Origin of the sequence: Pedobacter heparinus, assembly GCF_032678725.1 — a bacterium.
Taxonomy (GTDB): Bacteria; Bacteroidota; Bacteroidia; order Sphingobacteriales; family Sphingobacteriaceae; genus Pedobacter; species Pedobacter heparinus_A.
Map to the genome: position 1 here is coordinate 87230 of NZ_JAVTSC010000003.1, position 24279 is coordinate 111508.

General features: G+C 41.6%; 19 protein-coding genes and 1 tRNA gene. 12 read left to right on the plus strand and 8 right to left on the minus strand.

Features of this window, described 5'->3' with window-relative positions; all coding sequences use genetic code 11:
- Positions 1-81 precede the first annotated feature (81 nt).
- From cls to R2Q85_RS05810, 3 genes are all read left to right on the plus strand, one after another.
- Positions 82-1596 (plus strand): cardiolipin synthase, encoded by a 1515-nt coding sequence (cls, locus tag R2Q85_RS05800; RefSeq protein ID WP_316810805.1) that lies wholly within the window; start codon positions 82-84, stop codon positions 1594-1596.
- Positions 1597-1641: 45 nt separating this feature from the next.
- Complete coding sequence (locus R2Q85_RS05805) at positions 1642-2547, plus strand: helix-turn-helix transcriptional regulator (RefSeq protein WP_316810806.1); 906 nt, start codon at positions 1642-1644, stop codon at positions 2545-2547.
- 127 nt (positions 2548-2674) lie between these two features.
- Positions 2675-3439: an SDR family NAD(P)-dependent oxidoreductase gene (locus R2Q85_RS05810; protein WP_316810807.1), complete on the plus strand. Its 765-nt coding sequence runs from the start codon at positions 2675-2677 to the stop codon at positions 3437-3439.
- 3 nt (positions 3440-3442) lie between these two features.
- Here R2Q85_RS05810 and R2Q85_RS05815 read toward each other — a convergent pair whose 3' ends face one another.
- From R2Q85_RS05815 to R2Q85_RS05830, 4 genes are all read right to left on the minus strand, one after another.
- Positions 3443-3625, minus strand: coding sequence for a hypothetical protein (locus tag R2Q85_RS05815; RefSeq protein ID WP_316810808.1), 183 nt, complete (start codon positions 3623-3625; stop codon positions 3443-3445).
- A 78-nt stretch (positions 3626-3703) separates the two neighbouring features.
- A tRNA-Leu gene (locus R2Q85_RS05820) sits at positions 3704-3787 on the minus strand.
- 109 nt (positions 3788-3896) lie between these two features.
- Entirely contained in the window at positions 3897-4817 is a 921-nt protein-coding gene (locus R2Q85_RS05825; protein ID WP_316810809.1) for a glycoside hydrolase family 25 protein, read from the minus strand.
- A gap of 145 nt (positions 4818-4962) precedes the next feature.
- Positions 4963-6333 carry a dipeptidase gene (locus R2Q85_RS05830; protein WP_316810810.1) on the minus strand — a complete coding sequence of 457 codons (1371 nt, stop codon included), beginning with the start codon at positions 6331-6333 and terminating at the stop codon, positions 4963-4965.
- Positions 6334-6465: 132 nt separating this feature from the next.
- On the opposite strand from R2Q85_RS05830, the gene R2Q85_RS05835 reads away from it, so the two are divergent.
- The 5 genes from R2Q85_RS05835 (at position 6466) to murA (ending at position 13112) form a co-directional block, all read left to right on the plus strand.
- The gene (locus R2Q85_RS05835; protein WP_316810811.1) at positions 6466-6981 is read left to right on the plus strand and encodes a PH domain-containing protein; all 516 of its coding nucleotides are present in this window, start codon (positions 6466-6468) and stop codon (positions 6979-6981) included.
- Positions 6981-8516 carry a PH domain-containing protein gene (locus R2Q85_RS05840; protein ID WP_316810812.1) on the plus strand — a complete coding sequence of 512 codons (1536 nt, stop codon included), beginning with the start codon at positions 6981-6983 and terminating at the stop codon, positions 8514-8516. Before R2Q85_RS05835 ends, R2Q85_RS05840 begins: the two co-directional genes overlap by 1 nt.
- Before the next feature lie 123 nt (positions 8517-8639).
- Positions 8640-10949 carry an ATP-dependent helicase gene (locus R2Q85_RS05845; protein ID WP_316810813.1) on the plus strand — a complete coding sequence of 770 codons (2310 nt, stop codon included), beginning with the start codon at positions 8640-8642 and terminating at the stop codon, positions 10947-10949.
- A 132-nt stretch (positions 10950-11081) separates the two neighbouring features.
- Complete coding sequence (locus tag R2Q85_RS05850) at positions 11082-11753, plus strand: DUF4290 domain-containing protein (RefSeq protein WP_316810814.1); 672 nt, start codon at positions 11082-11084, stop codon at positions 11751-11753.
- A gap of 33 nt (positions 11754-11786) precedes the next feature.
- A complete protein-coding gene (murA, locus tag R2Q85_RS05855; RefSeq protein WP_316810815.1) occupies positions 11787-13112 on the plus strand; it encodes a UDP-N-acetylglucosamine 1-carboxyvinyltransferase in 1326 nt (441 codons plus the stop codon).
- Between the two features lie 95 nt (positions 13113-13207).
- On the opposite strand, the gene R2Q85_RS05860 is transcribed toward murA, so the two are convergent.
- The 4 genes from R2Q85_RS05860 to R2Q85_RS05875 form a co-directional block, all read right to left on the minus strand.
- A complete protein-coding gene (locus R2Q85_RS05860) occupies positions 13208-14569 on the minus strand; it encodes a pyridoxal-phosphate dependent enzyme (protein ID WP_316810816.1) in 1362 nt (453 codons plus the stop codon).
- A gap of 173 nt (positions 14570-14742) precedes the next feature.
- Entirely contained in the window at positions 14743-15834 is a 1092-nt protein-coding gene (gene dprA / locus R2Q85_RS05865; protein WP_316810817.1) for a DNA-processing protein DprA, read from the minus strand.
- A 101-nt stretch (positions 15835-15935) separates the two neighbouring features.
- Positions 15936-16568 (minus strand): 16S rRNA (guanine(527)-N(7))-methyltransferase RsmG, encoded by a 633-nt coding sequence (gene rsmG, locus R2Q85_RS05870; protein WP_316810818.1) that lies wholly within the window; start codon positions 16566-16568, stop codon positions 15936-15938.
- A complete protein-coding gene (locus R2Q85_RS05875; RefSeq protein ID WP_316810819.1) occupies positions 16559-17689 on the minus strand; it encodes a glycosyltransferase in 1131 nt (376 codons plus the stop codon). The genes rsmG and R2Q85_RS05875 overlap by 10 nt, the downstream gene beginning before the upstream one ends.
- A 186-nt stretch (positions 17690-17875) precedes the next feature.
- Between R2Q85_RS05875 and tgt the strand changes: the two genes are divergently transcribed.
- The 4 genes from tgt to R2Q85_RS05895 all read left to right on the plus strand — a co-directional run bounded on the left by tgt (position 17876) and on the right by R2Q85_RS05895 (position 24278).
- Complete coding sequence (gene tgt, locus R2Q85_RS05880; RefSeq protein ID WP_316810820.1) at positions 17876-19006, plus strand: tRNA guanosine(34) transglycosylase Tgt; 1131 nt, start codon at positions 17876-17878, stop codon at positions 19004-19006.
- Positions 19007-20110 carry an LptF/LptG family permease gene (locus tag R2Q85_RS05885; RefSeq protein WP_316810821.1) on the plus strand — a complete coding sequence of 368 codons (1104 nt, stop codon included), beginning with the start codon at positions 19007-19009 and terminating at the stop codon, positions 20108-20110.
- On the plus strand, positions 20110-21000 hold the full coding sequence (locus R2Q85_RS05890; protein WP_316810822.1) for a DMT family transporter: 891 nt from the start codon (positions 20110-20112) through the stop codon (positions 20998-21000). Before R2Q85_RS05885 ends, R2Q85_RS05890 begins: the two co-directional genes overlap by 1 nt.
- Positions 21001-21467: 467 nt before the next feature.
- A complete protein-coding gene (locus R2Q85_RS05895; protein ID WP_316810823.1) occupies positions 21468-24278 on the plus strand; it encodes a hypothetical protein in 2811 nt (936 codons plus the stop codon).
- Position 24279: the final 1 nt, after the last annotated feature.

Consider the following 24279-nt stretch of genomic DNA (forward strand, 5'->3'; position numbering starts at 1 on the left):
ATATTGGTTGGTTATTTATACATCAAGTACAAGGGAAAATTGTTACCCCCCATGGAACGGTACCAGAGCAAACCACGGCAAATGCAGAGGAAAAGCATAGGAAAAGATTATATTAGCTGTACTTATGAATATAAATCTATGAACTGGCTGCTGATTGCGGAGATCGCGTATGTAATTGTCCTGATTTTAGTTTGCCTGCGTATTATCTACGATACCAGGAGTACTACAAAAACACTTGCTTACCTCCTGTTTGCCATATTTGTACCTGTTTTTGGAATGATCTTTTATTTTTCTTTCGGTATCAATTACCGTCACAGAAAGATGTACAGTAAAAAGCTTTATCAAAATGATGACCTGGCTGTTAAATTTCAGCAAAGGATACTTCATTATTCGGAGCAGACTTTCCGGCAAAACCATGCCACGGTAATCAGTAACAAAGAATTGGCATTTATGGTCCTGAAAGATTCTATGAGCCCTCTAACTGCGGATAATGCGGTAAAGCTGCTCATCAACGGGGAACAGAAGTTTCCGGAAGTACTCCTGGCCATTAAGGATGCGAAACATCATATTCATATAGAGTACTATATTTATGAGGATGATGAGGTTGGTAAGGCTATTGAAGCTGCACTGATTGACAAGGCAAGAGCAGGCATAACTGTCCGTTTTATTTATGATGATTTTGGGAGCCGGGATATCCGGAAAAAACTTGTACCACGTCTGAAAGCAAATGGGATATCGGCTTTTCCGTTCCTGAAGGTCCATTTCATGCTTTTTGCCAACAGGCTAAACTACCGCAACCACAGGAAGATCATTGTAATAGACGGGCAAACTGCTTTTGTAGGCGGTATCAATGTGAGCGACAGGTACATTAACAATGGCCGCAATCCTAAACAAGTTTTCTGGCGTGATACCCATTTACGTATTGACGGACCAGGCACGCAATATCTGCAATACCTGTTTTTGTGCGACTGGAATTTCTGTGCCAATGAGGTCTTGCAGCCAGACAGCAACTTTTTCCCGGCAGAGCCCGCACAAACAGGAACAGACAACAAAATTGTGCAGATTGCAGCGAGCGGCCCGGATTCTGAATCGCCCACCATTTTATTCTCCATTCTCCAGGCCATAAATCTTGCCACCAGCGAAATACTCATCACCAGCCCGTATTTTATCCCTGGTGAAAGTCTGCTTGATGCCTTGACTATCGCGTCATTGAGTGGGATTTCTGTAAAGCTGCTGGTTCCCGGACAATCTGATTCTATCCTGGTGAATGCAGCTGCCAGATCGTATTATAATGATCTGCTCAGCGCCGGCGTGGAAATCCATCAGTACCAAAAGGGTTTTGTACACGCCAAAACTATGGTTACCGACAAAAAAGTAGCAATCGTTGGTACTGCAAATATGGATTTCAGAAGCTTTGACCTCAATTTTGAGGTGAATGCCATTGTATACGACACCGCAATTGCAGCGGAACTGAGCTTAGTATTTTACGAAGATCTTAAGGATGCCAGAAAAATTGATCCGGTAAAATGGGCTGAACGTCCTTTGTATAAACATTTACTGGAAAAGGCTGCCCGGCTTTTATCGCCTCTATTATAAACGGATTCAAATGCTTAAATTTGATTTTTGCAAATCCTTTTGATTATGGCAGCAACCTCACTGGAAGAATTTTATCAGCAAACCGCGTTGCTCATCCCTGATGGGATCAACAAGGAAATTGGTCATTTCAATGTATTTAAGCTGGACGAGCTGCTTGCCAGGAAGAAGGATAAAATGGTCATGCCATATAACCGCAGGGCTTATTATAAGATCAGCATGATCAGTGGCCGTAATCAGGCTGAATATGCAGATAAGGTAATTGATATCGAAAAAAACTGTTTGCTGTTTGCTACCCCAAAAATCCCATACAACTGGCTGCCACAGGATGACAATCAATCTGGCAATTTCTGCATCTTCACTCCCGATTTCCTGGTTCAAAACAAAAGTGGTGTGCAGCTGGAGCAACTGCCCATCTTTCAACCCGGAGGTTACCCGGTCTTCCAGCTTTCAGATGAAGAAGCAGAGGACATTACCTTCATTTTTAAGAAAATGCATAAAGAGTTATCTTCAGCTTATGTATATAAATACGACCTGCTCCGGAACTACGTGCTGGAACTGATCCACTACGGGCAAAAACTTCAGCCGGCCACTGCATTATATCCCTCACATACCGCATCAGCAAGGGTTTCCTCATTGTTTATCGAACTCCTGGAAAGGCAGTTCCCAATAGAATCTCCACACCAGAAGATTGGACTGCGTACGGCAAAAGATTATGCGGAAAGACTTGCTGTTCATGTAAACCACCTCAATAAAGTATTAAAAGAGCATACGGGGAAAACTACTACAGACATTATTAGCAGCAGGGTTTTACAGGAAGCTAAGATCCTTTTGAAACAAACCGACTGGAACATTTCAGAAATCGCGTACTGTCTTGGGTTTGAGGAGCTCGCCCATTTTTCAAATTTCTTCAGAAAACAAACCACACTGACACCTGTTGCCTTCAGGTCCTGAGGACGTACGGGCCATTTTATTTTGCTGATGACGGTTTGAATTTTGCAACTATTGGATTGATGCGTGCAAACATACAGCACACAATAGCCCTGATATTTGTCTTACTAATTCAATAAAGAAAATTACAATGACAAATCACACAAAAATAGCCCTGGTAACCGGCGGCAGCCGGGGATTAGGCAAAAACATGGCATTAAACCTGGCTAAAAAGGGTATCAATGTGATCCTGACCTACAACAGCAAACAGGAAGAGGCAATGCGGGTTGTTGCAGAAATTGAAGCCTTGGGGCAGAAAGCTGCAGCACTTCAATTTAATGCAGGCGAGATCAGCAGTTTTGATCAGTTCATGGTACAGGTACAGCAGATCTTAAAAAACACCTTTGATACCAGCCATTTTGACTTTCTGATCAACAATGCAGGAACCGCACTGTATGCTCCCTTTGCTGAAACTACAGAAGAGCAGTTTGACACAGCATTAAACATCCACTATAAAGGCGTATTTTTTCTTACGCAAAAGGCATTAGCTTTTATCAGCGATGGCGGTCGCATCATTAATATTTCTTCAGGGCTTGCGCGTTTTTCTTACCCGGGATCTTCGGCTTATGCTGCTATGAAAGGAGCTGTTGAAGTACTTACCCGCTACCTGGCCAGGGAACTGGGCCCGAGGCGTATTGCCGCAAATGTTGTTGCTCCGGGAGCGATCGCTACAGACTTTGGCGGTGGTCACGTGAGGGATGATGAAGCCACAAATACGAACATAGCCGGTTTGACCCCTTTGGGCCGCGTGGGTTTACCTGATGATATCGGTGGGGTGGTTGCGTTTTTATGTACCGAAGATGCCCGCTGGATAAACGGACAACGCATTGAAGTATCAGGTGGAATACACGTTTAAGACTTATCTTTTTATGATAATGGTACGGCCTGTAACCAGGTTAAAGGTATAGATCTTATACAATCCGTCATCAGAAGTGTCTACACTTTCTACCAGGCCGGTTTTACTGAAGGTATCTGTAACCAGATCGCCTTTCTTTACTTCCTGCAATATTTCTGAAGGGGTTTCATTGTTTAATCTGATCATGGCTAATTCGTTTTTACAATATGCATATCATAATAAAAGCCTGCAAAACTATGTTTTACAGGCTTTTAAGTTTCGATGTGCCCGAAGAGAGACTCGAACTCTCAAGGATTGTACTCCAACGGCTTCTGAGACCGCAACGTTTACCAATTTCGCCATCCGGGCATTGACATACTAAAGAAAAATCCTTACTTGGCGCAAATATAGCATTATTGCTAATTTTTACGAATATCTATTGAATTATTTAATGAGATTTTTTCGAAAGATGTTCTATTTATCTAATCAATAGCCGGTCAAATGCCAGGCTATCTCCATTAAACGCATTAAAATCAACTACATGATTGATGCCTGAGATTTTAGCTTTATCAGAATGCTGCCAGAAATACCATTTTGTTGCGGCGCTGATCTTTAATTTTTGCTGATGGTAATGGGCTATCCATAAAGGATAATCTTCAAAATATCCTTTAAGGTAGTCGGTATAAAAGGAAAGACCTGTATAAATGATCGGTCTTACTTTTGTTTTTCGTTCTATATGGTTTACAAAGTCCTTTAACTGTTTACGCATTTCAGCGGCCGGCACCCCATTTAGCACTTCAATATCCACCACGGGTGGAAGATCACCCGCTTCAAAATTAACCGTCTGCAAAAAAAACTTTGCCTGCCATAAACCCCGTTTATGCGCCCTGAAGAAATGATAGGCCCCGCAAATAAGCCCCGATTTTGGGGCCTCCCGCCAGTTGCGCTGAAAATAGGGATCTACCATAAACAATCCTTCGGTTGCTTTAATAAAGGCAAAATCAACTTTTACTTCATCCTCCTGCATGGCCTTTACCTTTTTCCAGTCAATCTTTCCCTGGTAGTAAGAAACGTCTATGCCATGAATGTCATATCCCCTGGGAATACGGATGTCAAAACTGCTGTAAGTACGATAACTGGGGTCTTCGCCCAGGTCTTTAATCCATCGCCAGGTAGAAGAAAAACCTTTAATGATATAGGCATAGTAGAATGGGGAGAGCAGTATAATCAGCAATATCGCAATCACAAACTTCCACTCCCGGGACAGGCCTTTCTTTTTTCGTTTCGAAGGTTTTCTGGTTACAGTTTTTCTGCGTGGACGGCCAGACGCATCTGATTCATAGATTTGGCGAAAAGTAGGTTTTCTGGAAACGGTTGTTTTTTTAGGTGCTGGCGGCATGATGCTGCAAAAATACAATAATCTCTGAATGCTCCATACAGGTATGCTTCCAAAATAAAAACACCAATGTTCCTGATCGAATTCAGATTCTTCCTCAGAATCCGCGGAGAGAAGGAATATTGGTGTTTTTACAAATTTTAATGTGCTATTTACTCAGTTCTGCAAAGTATTTATGGAACAAAGGCAAAGTCTCTATTCCCTTATAATAGTTAAAAATATCATACTTCTCATTTGGCGAATGCAAAGCATCACTATCCAAACCAAAACCAAAAAGGACCGATTTAATGCCTAATGCACTTTCAAACAGGGCCACAATAGGAATACTTCCACCGCCACGCGTAGGAATAGGCGCTTTACCAAAAGAATCTACTATGGCCCGCTCAGCTGCACGATAAGCTATACTATCAGTTGGCGTAACCACAGGTTCACCACCATGGTGCGTAGTCACCTTAACCTTTACATAATCAGGGGCGATACTTTCAAAATGTTTGGTAAAGATCGCAGAGATCTCTTCAGAACTTTGGTTAGGCACCAGGCGCATCGAAATTTTAGCGTTGGCTTTAGCAGGAAGTACAGTTTTAGCGCCTTCACCAATATAACCGCTCCAAATGCCATTAACCTCTAAAGTTGGCCTGGTTCCGGTACGTTCCAGTGTCGAATACCCTTTTTCTCCCCATTCCACCCGGATATCAAGATCTTCCTTGTATTCTTCTAAATCAAATGGAGCAGCATTTAATGCTTTTTTCTCTGCATCAGTAAGCTCCAGCACTTTATCATAAAACCCTGGAATGGCAACGTGGTTGTTCTCGTCATGCAATGAAGCAATCATTTTACAAAGGATGGTTGCAGGATTAGCCACTGCACCGCCGTAAACCCCTGAATGCAGGTCTCGGTTAGGTCCAACCACTTCCACTTCCATATATGCAAGGCCACGTAAACCCGTTTCAATGGAAGGATTTTCCATACTGATCATAGAGGTATCAGAAATCAGCACCACATCGGCTTTAAGACGATCTACATTTGCATTTACGAAAATACCCAGGTTTGCAGATCCTACTTCTTCCTCGCCTTCGATCATGAATTTCACATTACAAGCCAGTGTATTGGTTTTCATCATCAGTTCAAAAGCCTTCACATGCATGTAAAACTGTCCTTTATCATCACAGGCACCACGCGCATAGATTTTACCGTCGCGGACAGTAGGCTCAAAAGGAGGTGTTTTCCAAAGTTCGAGCGGATCCGCAGGCTGCACATCATAATGTCCGTAAATTAAAACTGTAGGCAATTTTTCATCAATGATCTTTTCGCCATAAACGATGGGATAACCTGCAGTTTTGCAGATCTCCACCTTATCTGCACCCGCGTCTTTCAGTTTCTGCGCTACAAAATCAGCAGTTTTAAGTACATCTGCTTTATATTTCGGATCGGCACTAACCGACGGAAAGCGCAACAATTCAAACAGTTCGTCTAAAAATCGCTGCTTGTTGTCTTCGACATATTTTTTGATCTCTTGCATATCAGGTTATTATTTACCAGGAAAAACTCATCTATTTTATACTGCAAAACTAGGTAAATTATCCTGCTTGGTGGTAACCAGTTACACCTCTTTTTTGTAACTTGGCCCCTATCATTACGTCAAATATATTAAATGCTGGATTTTACAAACGACACACTGGATATTGGCAATTTGCCAAAGTACGAAGAAGTACCTTTAAATGCAGTGAGTAAAAAATACTGGAAGGTGGTGGTACTGAACCTGCTTATCTTTCTGCTTTTCCTGGCAGCCGGCTTAATGGCACTATTCTATTTTACTGCAGCATTCAGACCTTATCTATATGTGATAGCCACCGGGTACATCGTTTTAGCAATTATTTTATTCCTGCTCTACAAAACAGATATTAGCCGGAGGGGCTATGTGGTAAGGGAAAAGGATATTTTGTACAGGAGCGGCATCATTGCCATTTCTACTATCATTATCCCCTTTTCAAGGATTCAGCACATTGCTTTGGATGAGGGGCTGTTTTCCAGGATGTACGATTTGGGCCAGTTGAGGATTTTTACTGCTGGTGGCAGCTCCGGCAGTCTGCATATTCCCGGCATTGAGATTGGACAGGCCCGACAGATCAAGGAAATATTGATGAAACAGATCAACCTTGCTGAATAATGAACAAAGAAAATATTACACAGCGTGATTTTTCCATACCTCAAAAGCAATCTGCATCCGGTATCATCGTTCTGTTCGTCAACAACCTTCAAAAAACAATAAGGGCAATTTTTATACCCATCCTGCTGATCATCATCAGATCCAAAGATTCTGGTTATCTGGCTGGCATCATCATTACCGGGTCTATATTGCTGCTGCTTGTTTTAGCTATTGTCACTTATATCAGGTATCAGAAGTTCACATTTTTCCTCGATGAAGAAAAACAGGAATTTGTGATCAATGATGGTGTTTTTAACAAGAGTACACTCAGCATTCAACTCAGTAAAATCCAGCAGGTAAATATCAATCAGTCGCTGTTACAGCAAGTAGTGGGCGTGTACAGCCTGGAAATAGATACCGCCGGAACTGAAAAGAAGGAAGCCAATATTAAGGCTATTGACCAGGTAACGGCAATCGCGTTAAAGCAGAAACTCTTGAATGCAGCGTCAACTCATGAAGGGATTCCACAGGAATTTGAAAGTTCCGGAGGGACGGATCTAGTGACTGCTCCTTTTTTAAACTTAAGTGTCTCTACCCTATTGAAAGTAGGTATAACCACTAATTATGGTGCAAGTTTTGTGTTGCTGGGTGGTTTCGTCCTGGGTTTAATTCAACTTTTTAAAGATTACACCTCAGCGTTTAAAATTGAGAACAGCAGGATTGACCAGGTATTGAGCAGTGGGTTTTCGTTCTTTTCCATAGGTGTACTTATCTTACTTGCCCTGCTCCTGGTTCTGGCTACTAATGTCATCAGAACCCTGATTAAATATTTTAATTTCCAGATAGTCCGGCAAAAAAATGCACTCGCCATTAGTTCCGGCCTTTTTACGCGGAAAAATGTATTGCTCAGGCCAAACAAAGTTCAGCTCAGCGCTTATAGCCAGAACTTTTTTCAGAAAAGATTCAATTTGCTGAACATTAAGATCAAACAGGCAACCTATGAAACAGCCGATAAGGAAGAAAATAAAAAAACAGCAATAGAGATTCCGGGATGCGATGCAAACGAACGTGATGAGATTCTTAGAATGATCTACCATCAGCTTCCTTTAGCAGGCATTAGTTTATTACCCAATTACAGATTTATTTTTCTGCAAATAATGCTTTGGATTGTTATTCCGGCACTGGTTTTCCTTAGCTTAAGTTTAGTTTTTTATCCATCTCTCCGACAGTATCTGACACTCATCATACCATACATTATTGTGGTTTCAACCATGCTTTACTTCGAGTTTAAACGCCATCGCCTTTATGTAAATGAGGATTTCATCATTAAACGAAGTGGAATATGGGATGTGGAACATGAAATCATTGAACCTCATAAAATACAAGCCATCACAGCGAAACAGTATTTCTGGCATAAAAAAGCCGATGTAGGACATCTGATCCTACATACAGCCGCCGGATTAATCCATTTCAAATATGGCAATTACACAAAGATTAACCGTATGGTCAACTTCTGGACCTATAAGATAGAAAGTACCAAAAAGGACTGGAACTAGCCTGATATCCCGGTTCAGTATTTTACCAATATATATATCATTAACAGCGTATAATTTCTTAAATTTGTACTTTAATTAAGCGTATAGCATTCAATAGCATAATATAAACAGCAGAAACGGATTTTGGATTATTTAGCAGGTTTAAACCCCCAACAACGCGCAGCAGTAGAGAACACACAAGGCCCGGCAATGATTGTTGCAGGTGCAGGCTCTGGAAAAACAAGGGTGATCACTTACAGGGTGGCCCATTTGATTGAAAAAGGAGTGGATGCATTTAATATCCTGGTACTTACCTTTACCAATAAGGCCTCCAAAGACATGCGCGAGCGGATCATGAAAGTGGTAGGTACAGAAGCAAAGAACATCTGGATGGGTACATTTCACTCTGTTTTTGCCAAAATATTAAGAGTTGAAGCAGAAAAAATAGGCTATCCTTCCAATTTTACAATTTACGATACCGACGATAGCAAAAGCCTGATCCGGACGATCCTTAGAGAAATGCAGCTGGATGATAAGCTGTACAATGCCAACTTTGTGTACAACAGGATCTCATCGGCCAAGAATAACCTGGTCTCTTACACTGAGTATATGCAAAACCCGGAGATCCAGGCCGAGGATGTAAGCAATAAACGCCCTTTAATTGGGGTGATTTATGAAACTTATACCAAACGTTGTTTTAAGGCCGGAGCAATGGATTTTGACGATTTGTTGTTCAAAACCAATGTTTTGCTTAAAACACATCCTGATGTACTGAATAAATACCAGCAGAAATTTAAATACCTGATGGTGGATGAGTACCAGGATACCAACTTTTCACAATATACCATTGTTAAAAAACTGGCTGCTGCCTATCAGAACATCTGTGTCGTGGGGGATGATGCCCAGAGTATTTATGCCTTCAGGGGTGCAAACATCCAGAACATACTAAACTTTGAGCGGGATTACCCAGACTTACAGGTTTATAAACTGGAACAGAATTACCGTTCTACACAAAATATTGTGGAAGTGGCCAACAGCATTATTGCCAATAATAAAAATCAGCTCGAAAAGAATGTCTTTTCTGATAATGAGGAAGGCGACCGGATTAAAGTACAGCGTGCCTTTACCGATAATGAAGAAGGTAAAATGGTTGCTGAAGCCATTGTACAGGAACGTTCATCAAAAGGTTACGACTACCATGATTTTGCCATCCTTTACCGGACAAATGCCCAGTCACGTGCCATGGAGGAGGCCTTACGGAAATTAAATGTACCTTATAAGATATATGGCGGCCTTTCCTTTTATCAGCGCAAGGAGGTAAAGGATTTAATTGCTTATTTCAGGTTAACCTTTAATCCTGCGGATGAAGAAGCAATAAAAAGGGTGATTAATTATCCGCGCAGGGGATTGGGCGATACTACGGTGGAGAAAATTATGGTTGCCGCCGATCAGCACAACATCACCATGTGGCAGGTGATCTGTAATCCACAACAATATATACCGGGCAGAATTGCCAATCAGCTGAATGATTTTGCAGTAATGGTACAAAGTTTTGCTGTAGAAGCGAAGAAACTGGATGCTTATGAAACAGCCTTATATATTGCCCAGCATTCGGGAATTCTGAAAGAATTGCATACTGACCAGTCGGAAGAAGGGCGTGGCAGACATGAAAATATACAGGAATTGTTAAACGGTATTAAGGAGTTTGGAGAGCGGGAAGATATTGAAGACCGCAGTCTGGCTGTTTTTATGCAGGATATTGCATTGCTGACCAACGACGATAAGGCCGATGACAAGAATAAAGATACAGTTTCTTTAATGACCATTCATTCTTCCAAAGGTCTGGAGTTTAAAAATGTTTTTGTAGTTGGCCTGGAAGAGAACCTGTTCCCATCGCAGATGTCCTTAAACTCGCGCAATGATCTGGAAGAGGAACGCAGGCTGTTCTATGTAGCTGTGACCCGTGCTGAAAAGAAACTGACCCTTACCTATTCCACCTCGCGCTACCGTTGGGGAACGCTGACCAATTGCGAGCCCAGCCGGTTCATTGACGAGATCAACGCCCGTTTTCTGGAAATTGAAGTTGTAAAGCCTGCCAAAAGCAGCCTTGGAGAGAACAGCTTCGGGGAGGAAAGACGCAGCTGGACACAGCAACGCGATACTTTCAGCAAATCCAAACCAGCTTCAGGCAGCACCGGAACGGTAAGTGCAGCTGCACAAAGGCCAAAAACAACATCAATGTTGCCCAAAGCACACGTACCGAGCCCGGGTTTTGCACCTGATGCGGCCAGCGCCTTTCAGAATGGCATGGATGTAGAACATGAAAAGTTTGGTTTTGGAAAAATCATCAGCCTTGAGGGAACTTTGCCTGATGTAAAAGCAACTGTGTTTTTTCAAGGTCTGGGCAATAAACAATTGTTACTAAAATTTGCTAAGTTGCGAATTGTGAAATAAGCCTTATATTTACAACCATAAAGGAAAGCACCACGCTTCCCGAACAAATAAAAAAACTGAGCATACGCTGACGTAAATGGGCCGATGAACAACATACTGGCGCATACTAATCTAAAAATGAAACGTATATAAATGAATTTCGAATATAATACCACAAGAAACGAGTTGATATTAGCCGAATATGGCCGTAATGTGCAAAACATGGTGAAGTACATTATAGAACTTGAGGATCTTGAAGAACGCAATAAGTACGCCCAGGCAGTAATTGATTTAATGGGCTTTCTGAACCCGCATTTACGTGATGTGGCCGACTTTAAGCACAAACTATGGGACCATTTGCACATCATTTCGGGCTATAAAATTGACGTAGACAGCCCCTATCCTAAGCCAACTCCTGAAGCTGCCCTGGTAAAACCGCAGCATATCGGCTATCCTCAACAAAAAATTACCTATAAACATTATGGTAAAACTGTGGAGATGATGATTGAAAAAGCCAAAGCAGTTGATGAACCGGAACGCAGGGCTGCTATGGTGCAGGGTATCGCCAATTTCATGAAAATGGCCTACGTTACCTGGAACAAAGATAGTGTTGCTGATGAAACGATTTTAAAGAACCTGCGGGAACTATCTGGAGGGCTACTGCAACTGGATGAGAATGTCAACTTAAATAAAGTTGAATTTAAACCTCCTGTTGTAACCAGACCGTCCAACAACAACCGTGGAAGAAATAATGGTAAGGGCAGACAAAACAATAACAACAACAACCGTCCGCAACGCAACAACAACGCCAAGCAGCGACACTAATTTTATCCGTTTACCATACATCTTACGAATAACATGAACGCATTTGAAATAATTGGCGGAAAGAAATTAAAGGGTGAAATTCAACCCCAGGGGGCAAAAAACGAAGCCTTACAAATCATCTCTGCTGTTTTATTGACAGATCAGAAAATAACCATCAGCAACATACCCGATATTAAAGATGTAAATAAACTGATTGAATTGCTGGGTGATATGGGTGTTGCCATTGAGCGCCTGAATAAAGACATTTATACTTTTGAAGCCAAACACATTAACCTGGATTTTTTCCAGTCGGATGTTTTTAAAACAAAAGGTGGAGGTTTAAGAGGTTCAATTATGATTGTTGGTCCTTTGCTTGGCCGCTTTGGTAAAGCCGCAATACCTAAACCCGGAGGTGACAAAATTGGCCGCAGAAGGTTGGACACACATTTTATCGGTTTTGAGAAACTGGGCGCTAAATTTGTATACAACGCTAAAAAAGAGTTCTTTAACGTTGATGCAACGAATTTAAGGGGAGCTTATATCCTGCTAGACGAAGCCTCTGTAACGGGTACTGCCAACATTGTGATGGCAGCCGTGCTGGCCAAAGGAACAACCACCATTTATAATGCGGCCTGTGAACCCTATTTACAGCAGTTGTGTAAAATGTTAAACCGTATGGGTGCCAGGATATCGGGCGTTGGCTCTAACTTGTTAACGATAGAGGGTGTGAAAAAACTGGGTGGCACAGAACACCGCATGTTACCGGACATGATAGAAATCGGCTCCTTTATTGGTCTGGCTGCCATGACAGAATCAGAAATCACCATAAAAAATGTATGCTATTCTGAACTGGGTGTAATACCGGATGTTTTTAAAAAGCTGGGGATCAGGTTTGAACTGAAAGGAGATGACATTTACATTCCTTCGCAAAAGCATTATGTAATTGAATCGTTTATAGACGGCTCCATGCTGACTATCGCCGATGCACCATGGCCTGGTTTTACACCAGATTTGTTGAGTATTATTTTAGTGGTAGCCACGCAAGCCCGCGGAAATGTACTGATCCACCAGAAAATGTTTGAAAGCAGGTTATTTTTTGTGGATAAACTGATCGATATGGGTGCGCAGATCATCCTTTGTGATCCGCACAGGGCATCAGTAAATGGTATCGACAAAAAGTATAAATTAAGGGGGATCAGCATGACTTCTCCGGATATCCGTGCCGGCGTTTCCCTGCTGATCGCCGCGTTATCAGCGGAAGGAAAATCGACCATCTTTAATATAGAACAAATTGAGCGCGGCTACCAGGATATTGATACCCGTTTGCGTGCCCTGGGTGCACAGATCAAACGTGTAGAAGCTTCGGCACCGACACATTAACACTTATTTAATACTTAGGATTACAAAAAAGCCCCAATTAGGGGCTTTTTTGTTGGGTGTTGTTTTTTGTTTTTGTCTCGGTATATTTTAATGTCCTATCCTGAAATTGCATTGATGATATCGTACTGTGTGATGATCTCAATTTTACCCTGCTCGTCTTCAACCAGAACCGCACTGTTTTCCTTATTGATCAGGGAGGAGATGCGATCTATCGATGTGTTCAGATCTACAAAAGGGAAACCTGTTGACATGATCTGCTGAACAGGCGCAGATTTCAGGGACGGATTTTCTAAAAGCGCTTTCAATATATCACCTTCTGCCAGTTTGCCTACCACCATACCTTTCTGCGTAACAGGTATTTGCGAAATATTAAGCGTATTCATGTTGTTGATAGCCTCAAGGATTGTTTTCTCACAGTCTATCGTGATAATTTCTGCATTTTCTTTCTTTTTTATGATAGATCTGGCAGTAAGTTTTTCATCTTTAAGGAAACCTCGCTCCCTTAACCAGTCTTCATTATACATTTTACCCATATAGCGACTGCCATGGTCATGAAATATAACAACCACAACATCTTCAGGCTTTAGTTTATCTTTTAATTGCAACAAGCCCGCAATGGCAGAACCAGCAGAATTACCTACAAATATGCCCTCTTTGCGCGCAATCTCACGCGTCATCAAGGCTGCATCTTTATCTGTTACTTTTTCAAAAAGGTCTATGATATCAAAATCTACATTTTTGGGAAGAAAATCTTCCCCTATGCCTTCTGTGATATATGGATAGATCTCATTTTTATCCAGAATACCAGTTTCCTTATATTTCTTAAATACTGAACCATAAGTATCTATACCCCAAACCTTAATATCCGGGTTCTGCTCTTTCAGATATTTTCCCGTACCGGAAATGGTACCACCAGTGCCTACTCCTACTACCAGGTGGGTAATCTTACCCTCCGTCTGCGCCCAGATTTCAGGACCGGTCTGCTCATAATGAGCCTGTGTATTGGATAAATTATCATATTGGTTTGGCTTCCACGAATTGGGAACCTCGCGTTCCAAACGTGAGGATACAGAATAATAAGAACGGGGATCTTCAGGTTCTACATTGGTTGGACAAACAATCACCTCAGCTCCAAAAGCACGCAAGGCATCTACTTTTTCTTTAGACTGCTTGTCTGTGGTTGTAAAAATACATTTGTAGCCTTTAATGATGGCGGCCATAGCCAGCCCCATGCCCGTATTGCCAGACGTCCCTTCAATGATCGTGCCTCCTGGTTTTAGTTTTCCGCTTTTTTCCGCATCCTCGATCATCTTTACTGCCATACGGTCTTTGATCGAATTTCCAGGATTTGTAGTTTCGATCTTTGCCAATACGGTTGCAGGGATATCCTTAGTAATGTTATTCAATTTTACCAATGGCGTATTGCCAATGGTTTCCAAAATATTATTGTACCACATGATACAAAAATACAGATTGAAGATTGGAATTTTACGTACAAATAAAAATTCACAATATAATATTACTTAAATAAAATAAACAGAATTATATTTTACCCTAGTATTCCAATAGATTTACAAACAGATGATAATAAGGGCAAATGGAATATAATTAAAAACCGATAAAAAATATCTCAGCTCAACCTGTAAATTTTACCGGGTAAAGCCTGTAAAACACCTTGCATTTCCAGGTTGAGCAAGTGCATAGCCAACTGGCTCTGGTTAAAACCCGTTCTCACCCTAAGCTCATCAATCCCCATAACTGTATCTTTTAACAGATACAATACCTCTTGTTCCTCCTTAGACAGGGCTAGTGGAAATTCTAGCTGTGAACTGCTTTTATCTACAGCGACTTCATCCCAGCCGAGGAAGTAAGTCAGGTCTTTGGCATGACTGATCAGGGAGGCCCTATTGGTTTTTATCAAAAAATTGCATCCGGCAGAATATTGGTCAGTTGTTCGTCCGGGATAGGCATATACATCTTTGTTGTACGAGTTTGCGATATCAGCTGTAATCAGGGCACCCCCTTTTGCTGCAGCTTCCACAACTACGATCGCATCGGCTATACCTGCAATAATGCGGTTCCGCTTTGGAAAATTCTCTTTATCTGGAATGGTATCCGGTAAAAACTCGGTTAATAAACCACCATTCAGCAGCATTTTTTGAGCTATTGGCTTATGTAAGGCCGGATAAATACGATCCAGACCATGTGCCAGCACCCCTACTGTGGGTATTTGATGCTCCAGGCTTTCCTGATGTGACGCTGCATCTATGCCATAAGCCAGTCCGCTCACAATAATTACCCCATAAGGTACCAGGTGTGCTATCAACTCGCGGCATAGCCTGCGTCCATATTCTGTAGCCCTTCTGCTGCCTACAACACTGATGATACGGGGGTGATTTAGATCTGCATTGCCCTTATAATAGAGTAAAACGGGTGCGTCGTGGCAGTTCTTCAATCGCCAGGGATAATTTTTATCGGTATAAAAAAGAACCTGTATGCGATGTTTCCGGATAAATCCAAGTTGCTTTTCGGCAATTCCAAATACATGATGATTTAAAATTTGCCCGGCGATGACATCGCCTATGCCGGAAATCTCCATCAACTGCTGTTTATCTGCTTTAAAGATAGCCTCTGCACTACCAAAATGATCCAGCAAATTTCTTGCGGTCACATCTCCTACACTTTTAAGCAGTGTAAGGCCTATTTTGTGGATTAAACTCATAGGCTAAGCTAGATAGTTTAGCCGTAACAAACCACACGGTTAAAAATAAATATCTAATTAACAGACACTTAAAATAAAAACAGGATAAACTTTAAAATATCTTACTGCGGAATGTAAACCACGTACTTTGTTTCGAAGAAGGCTTCCTTAAAGTAAGCGGAAAGCGGATATAGTTCCGCTTTCAGGCCTGATTCAGCAATCTCTTCAGCCAGGTCCCCTCCTTTTAAGTATAGAATACCATTTGGTATCGCATTTTTGGATTCCTTATTGAACTTTCCTTTAATCCATGGATAAAAATCAATCAGCCGCGTTACTGCCCTCGAAACCACAAAATCATATTTATCAGTAACCTGCTCAGCCCGCAGATGACTGGCCTTCACGTTCTCCAGACCCAAAGCTGAAGCCACTTCCGTGACTACTTTGATCTTTTTCCCTATAGAATCTACCAGGTGAAACTGCGTTTCAGGAAATAAAACCGCCAGTGGAATTCCTGGAAAACCACCCCCTGTACCTACATCAAGTACTTTTTCGCCAGGTTTAAAGGTACAGAACTTAGCAATTCCCAAAGAATGTAAAATGTGGCGTTCATAAAGTTCCTCTATATCTTTTCTTGAAATTACATTGATCTGCGCATTCCAAAAACTATATAAACTATACAACAGATCAAACTGAGCAATTTGCTTTTCAGTGAGATCTTTAAAGTATTCCTGTATTAACGTCGATTTTATTTCCACTGTACTTTTTTAACAAATATAGACAGAATGCCATTAAAGACTAAAAAAATGAATAATAGTATGTCCAGAATCGGAAACCACCAGCTTAAATCGCCATAACTAAGCCGCTTCAATAGCTTGGGATAGATAAAGCACCGGATCAAAATGCTCAAAACAAATAGGATCATTGCCGGGCATAGGGTTGCTTTGAAGCACAGGAGCACGGCAAACAGTACATAAAAAAGGAATTGTATCACAATCTGGGCCGATAAGATGAACTTGTGCCTGGATTTATACAGTTTACCTGCACCAAAATGACGTTTTTTTTGCCGTAAATAAGCACTGAAACTGGTGTTTGGCTCGCTCCAGACTTGTGTATCTTTATTGATCCTTATAGCTGTATTCTTGTGGTTGGCATGTGCATTTACAAAAAGATCATCATCTCCCGAAGGGATATGCATATGTGCTGCAAAGCCTTTATTGTTAAAGAAAAGTGACTTTTTATAGGCCATGTTCCGACCTACGCCCATATAAGGCATTCCCTTTAAGGCAAAAGATAAGTAGTTAACGGCGGTAAAAAAAGTTTCAAAACGAATCAGCGCATTTAAAAGTCCCTTTTTTTTCAAATAAGGAGAAAAACCCAAAAGGATCTCTGTCTGATCTTTATCAGGTTGCTGCATGCCCAGCAGCCAATTTGACGAGGCAGGCACACAGTCTGCATCAGTAAATACCAGCCATTCGTTGGAAGCCGCCTTAATGCCCATAGTTACTGCAAACTTTTTACCCGCAATAAATTTACTTCCCTCGTTAACCGTAACAATCTTTAAATGATTATACTGTTTTGCAAATTCTTCAAGTAGTTCTTTTGTCCCGTCCCAGGAGCGGTCATTCACAACAACAACCTCGTAATCAGTAAAATTCTGGTTCAGCACTACCGGAAGATATTGCTTTAAGTTCTCCACTTCATTGCGTGCGCAGATGACCACACTTAAAGGTTTTACAGCTTTATCCGGAATTTCATCCACTTTTGCGAGCCCCAGTTTAAGGTGAACAAACAGGCTAAAATATAGCTGTATCAGCAAACAAAAAAATAATATGCCGAGCAGACAGGTCTCGGGGCTCATTGATAAGGTTAATTCCACGATATACTTTTGAAAGGGTCAAATTTCTGGTTTTTAATCTGTAATGTTCCTTTATGTTGATAAAAAATTTAACCTTTTTATAGCTTGTTTTTTGCTATTTTTGCCGGGATTTTAATTGGCGGTTGAAAAATCAAAAAAACGGACAACTTTTGCCGGTAAACCAATTAAAGGTCTAAATACTCATCAATGAAATTCAATTTAGCAGCAAAAGATATACATTCGAAAGCAAGAGCAGGCACCATTACCACAGATCATGGCGAAATACAGACACCTATTTTCATGCCCGTTGGTACTGCCGGAACGGTTAAATCAATTAACCAGCAACAACTTAAAACTGATATCGACGCTAAAATCATCTTAGGAAACACTTACCACCTATACTTAAGACCCGGCCTGGATATTCTGGAACGGGCAGGAGGTCTACATCAGTTTATTGGCTGGGACAGGCCGATCCTTACAGATAGTGGCGGCTATCAGGTATATTCTTTAAGCAAGGTACGGAAGATAAAAGAAGAAGGTGTAACCTTTCGCTCGCATATTGATGGCTCCAAACACTTGTTTACGCCGGAATATGCCATGGATATCCAGCGTACCATCGGTGCCGATATCATCATGGCCTTTGATGAATGTACACCTTATCCTTGTGATTACAAATATGCAGCAAATTCCATCAACATGACCCACAGGTGGTTAAAACGCTGCTGCACGCGATTTGACACCACAACTCCGAAATATGGTTTTAACCAGACGCTGTTTCCTATTGTCCAGGGCTCCGTATACAAAGACCTGCGGGTAAAATCTGCTGAGTTTATTGCTTCAATGGACCGGGAAGGAAACGCCATAGGCGGACTCTCCGTGGGAGAGCCTGCTGAAGAAATGTACGGCATGACCGAAGTAGTATGCGATATACTGCCTTACGAAAAACCGCGTTATTTAATGGGTGTTGGCACTCCTGTTAATATATTGGAAAATATTGCATTGGGAGTAGACATGTTTGACTGCGTAATGCCAACCAGAAATGCCAGAAACGGCATGCTTTTTACTAAAAATGGCATCATCAACATCAGCAATAAAAAGTGGGCCGATGATTTTTCTGCCATAGAAGCAGATAGCGATCTGATTGCAGACCAGGTATACTCTAAAGCTTATTTAAGACACCTCATGCATTCGAAAGAAATGCTGGGTGCTCAAATTGCCACTTTACACAACCTGCACTTTTACCTATGGCTGGTTAAAACTGCCCGTGAGAAAATTATGTCCGGCGAATTTTACGCATGGAAAAACAAAATGGTTACTATCTTAGGGAATAAATTGTAAATGGATTTTATCAAAGACAGGGTCAAAATTCTCGATTGGTACATCATCAGCAAATACCTAGGCACGTTTTTATATACGCTTACGTTATTTGTGGTGATCATCATTATTTTTGATCTGTCGGAGAAACTGGATGATTTTTTAAGTGCCAATCTTACCTTCTGGCAAGTGATATCGCTTTATTACGCTGGTTCCATCCCCTATTATGTGAACATGTTATCGCCGCTCATCAATTTTATTGCGGTTATATTTTTTACTGCAAAAATGGCCGACCAGACAGAAATTGTGCCTATTTTAAGTGGAGGAGTGAGTTTTAACCGATTCCTTGTCCCCTATTTTATTTCTGCCTTTGTTATATTTTCGCTTAACCTGGCCTCCAATTTATACATCCTTCCCTATACCAATCAGCTCAAAAACAGCTTTGAGAACACTTATGTAAAGAAAAATGACCCATCCAGCAAAAGTAACATCCATATGAAGCTGGACGACAATACCTATATTTTTATGGATAATTTTGACAACAAAAGCAAAACGGGCACACGATTCTCTTTAGACAACTTCAAAGGAGATGTAATGACCAAGAAGCTGGTTGCTGACGAAATCAAATGGGACTCTTTAAAACGCTCCTGGAAGCTAACCAACTATTCGATAAGATATGTAAACGGCCTGAAGGAAACCTTTGTAAGTGGTACATCCATGACCAAAGATACTGTACTGGACATGCGGCCTGATGATTTCTCTGCTTATGACAATATTTTCGAGAACTTAACCAATAAAGAGCTGTCTGAAAAAATCAGAAAAGAGAAGATAAGGGGTTCAGGGATATGGAATGACCTTCTGTTTGAGCAATACAAACGCTATTTACATCCCTTGTCTGCTTTTGTTTTAACACTTATAGGTGTTGCCTTATCTTCCAGGAAGGTACGTGGGGGTGTTGGACTACCTTTAGGTATCGGTATTTTGCTAAGTTTTGCTTATATCGTATTTAACCAATTCGCAAAAATGTTTTCGCTAAAAGGAGGCATGCCCCCCCTACTGGCAGTAATAGCTCCTACTTTATTTTTTGGTTTACTGGGCTATTATTTGCTCAGAAAAGCACCTAAATAATGCCGGGAAAAATAGAAAATTCCAATAAAAACCTTTTGATCTTACACTTTACCGTATTCGTCTGGGGTTTTACAGGAATACTGGGCAACTTAATTTCAGTTAGTGCCGTGCACATGGTCTGGTACCGGGTACTCATCGCCAGCATCACCCTTTTTGCCTATTTCAAACTCAGTAAAACCAGTTTACGGGTTACAAAAAAACAGTTTTTACAATTCTTTTTTATAGGCAGCATTGTTGCGCTCCATTGGATCCTTTTCTTCCAGGCCATCAAGATTTCTACCGTATCGGTTACCCTGGTGTGCCTGTCCTCAATTACGCTTTTTACCGCCATATTAGAGCCGCTGATCAAGAAACAAAGCATACAGATGGCCGATATTGTGATTGGTCTGGTCATCATTTCAGGTATTTATCTCATCTTTAAATTTGAATCCAGATATACCATAGGCATCATTTTTGGTCTCTCAGCAGCCCTTACCGCAAGCCTTTTCAGTACCCTGAATTCCACGCTGGTGCAAAAAAGCAACCCCGTAATCATTGGTTTTTATGAGATCTCCGGTGCCTTTTTCTGGGTCACTGTATACCGTCTGGCTGATGGTACACTGCTCCTGGAGCGCTTCAGTTTAAACGTTCAGGACTGGCTATACCTGCTCTTTCTGGGTACTGTCTGTACAGCTCTGGCCTACATTGCAGCAGTAGCTGTCATGCGCACCTTGTCGGCTTTCCGGGTAGCCCTGGTTACCAATCTGGAACCTATATATGGCAGTCTTCTGGCCTTCATTCTCTTCGGCACAAAGGAGACCATGTCGCCCGGATTTTACCTTGGCGCCAGCCTGATCCTGGCAGCTGTATTCGGGTATCCGGTTTACAAAAAATACAAGAGCCGCAACTGAAAACCCCTGAGCATTTTCATTGACTAAGCCAGGATTTCGCGATAGGGCAGGGTAGAAAAACACCCGCACAGGGAAGTACCTTACAGCAATAAAAATACAGCTAAAAATGGCGCAAAATGTAAGCCTTTGCGGCCCGGAAAATCATGGATTTCTCCTCACAAATCTTCCGGAAGAAATCTCCATTTTACATACAAAATGAAAAAATACCTCGCAAATTTAATTTTATTTCTCGGCTAAATAGTGTACCTTAATTGCAAAATCTGAGTTGAGATAACAACGCATAGGCAAATGCAAAAAAACAGGGATAAACACCAAAAAACAAACAAACAAAACAACCTAACTACACAAATACAAAAAAATTTAACAAACTGAATATCAATAAAATAATAATATCAATTAAAATAATAGACAAGGTAAAAAGAGCCCTAAAAATTTTAAAATACTAATAATTTTAGCATACACCCTAAATGAAGCAAATTAAACATAATAAACACTTGATAATCAGTTTAAAAATAACAATCATATTAAGTTTTATTTCACATTACTCTTTTTCGCAGATTTTTAACCAGGAACAAAACCCACTTAGTGTAAAATGGCGTCAGATCAACGCGGCCGGTTTTAAAGTGATCTATCCTGAAGAACTGGAAAAAGAAGCCCAGCGGATGGCCAATACGCTACCCTATATTTATCCTTATGTCGGGGGCAGTCTGGGCCAGCAAAAAACAAGCATTCCGGTACTCCTTCAAAACCGTGGAGTCATATCGAACGGCTTCGTTCAGTTGGGCCCTAAAAAGTCAGAATTTTACACCACTCCCCCGCAGCAGTTCGACAGTCAGGACTGGCTCAACAACCTGGCTGTTCATGAACTCAGACACGTAGCTCAATTTGACAAACTAACCGGAGGAAAGGCCCGGCCTTTTCCAGAAGAAGTTCACCTGGCCTGGTTTGGTGCGAGCATCCCGATCTGGTTTTTTGAAGGTGATGCAGTGAGCATAGAAACTGCACTGACCAAGGCCGGCCGGGGAAGGCAGCCTTCATGGGTCATGCCCTATCGGGCGGCGTTGCTTGAAGGAAAAAACTTCTCTTACAGCAAAGCCAGTTTCGGTTCCGACAAAGACATCACCCCTGGTTATTACCAGCTTGGCTATCTCCTGGCATCCAACATCCGGCAAGAACAAGGCAAAGGAATTTTCGATAGCGTGCTTACCGATATCCGCCGTCGCCCATTTCGCCCCTATCCTTTCTCCAATACCCTAAAAAAATTTACGGGCAAAGGCAGCCACAAATGGTTTAAGCAGACCAACAGCATGCTGAAAGAAAAATGGACAGCGCAGGCCGGAGCATCTCCGGCAGCAGACTACACCGCTTTAACCAGACGGGTCAGTTATGCAAGCAACTATTTTCTTCCGGTAAGATTAACGGAAAACACCATATTAACTTTAAAGCAAAGCAAAGCAGATGTGCCTCATTTTGCCATTATTGATAAAGAGCAGAATGAAACTTCGCTACTGAACATAGGCCCCCAGGACCAACCCTGGTTCAGTTATGCAAACGGACTTATTGTCTGGGATGAGGTCCGTTATGATCCAAGATACCGTCAGCGCAGCTACAACGTGATCTGCAGCTATAACATTAAAAATAAGCGTGTAAAAAAATTAAGCAGTAAAAGCAGGCTCTTCTCGCCTTCCCTCTCTGCCGATGGAAAAAAAATCATAGCAGTAAGGTTCGACCTCAGTAATCAGTGTAACCTTGTTGAACTGGATGCGACAAATGGGAAGATCATTTACACTTACCCAAATCCCGAAAATCTGATCCTGCAAACGCCTGCCTTTAATGAAGAAGGAAATACCATAGCCTACGTCAGTGTTAGCGAGCAGGGAAAAGCAATGTGGATCAGCAACAGGTCCGGTCAAAGCCGGCAGATCATCAGCCCGTCACAACAGCAGATCACAAGACCCATATTCATTAACCAGCAAATCGCATTTAACGCGCATTACAGCGGAGTTGACAATATTTACAGCGTCGACATCAACTCCAAAAAAATAAGCGCGCTAAGCGACGCAAAATATGGCGCTTTTAATCCATCAGTTCAAAAAGGATCACCAGTCATCACCTTTAACAATTATATGCCTTCCGGTTATGAAATCGCAGAAATCCCTTTTAAAGCCCATCAGCCGGAAAACAACAGTTTTGTCTATTTTGGTGAAGCCGCACAAAAACAGGAAAATACAGGAAATGTGTTTTCAAAGATCCCGGACAGTATTTACAAGTCCAGGCCTTTTGCTGCTTTAGGAAATTTGCTCAATGTCCACAGCATTATCCCCATCATTGAAGATGAATACCAGTTTGGGCTGCAGCTCAACTCCAACAACCTGCTCAATACCTTCAGTGCTTTTGCAGGAGCTGAATACCATAGAGATCTCGACCGCTTTGAATACAATGCGGGTTTTAGCCTGAAAAGCTTTTACCCTATCCTTAGTGCGACTTACCGCAACAGGCCCAGAAGAACATTTTACAGCACCAATAAAGGCATCTATCAGGGTGACTGGCGCGAAAACAACATCCAGTTGCAGGCTTTGTTACCGATCAGCCTGAACGCCCTTGGTGACACTTACAGCTTTTCATTAAAAACAGCCACCAGTTATACCCAGCGCTATGCTGCACAGAACATGCCTGCCAATTACATTTCCATCCTCAGGTTCCCTATGGAATATGGATTTACTTTCAGCCACTCGATACGCCAGGCTGAGCGCGACATCGCCCCTAAATGGGCACAGATTTTAAGGTTTACTTACCAGCACCAGCCATTTGACAAACAGCTGGACGGTCGTTTATTTGCTGTCGAAAGTTTCCTTTATTTTCCGGGCTTCTTTAAAAACCATTCCTTTCTGGCTAATTTCAATTACCAGACAGCTACCGGGGTAAGAAAGTACGACAGGGAAATTAACGCTGTATACGGCTACAACAACATCCGGGCAGTCAGTATGCTCAAAAACACTTTATTATTAAACTACAGGCTCCCTATTGCCTTTCCTGATGCAGAATTAGGACCACTGGCCTATATCCGGAATTTTAGGGGTGGCTTATTTTGTCATTATGAGAATATTGGGACCGGCACTACATTAGCCCAACCCAAAACCTATGGTTTTGAATTGCATACCAGTATGAATGTACTGCGCTATCAGCCGATTATTGATTTAGGCGCCAGATTTGTATTCGTAAACAAAATTTATCATCAAAACCCTATATTAGAGTTAATTTTAAACTATAGCTTTTAGA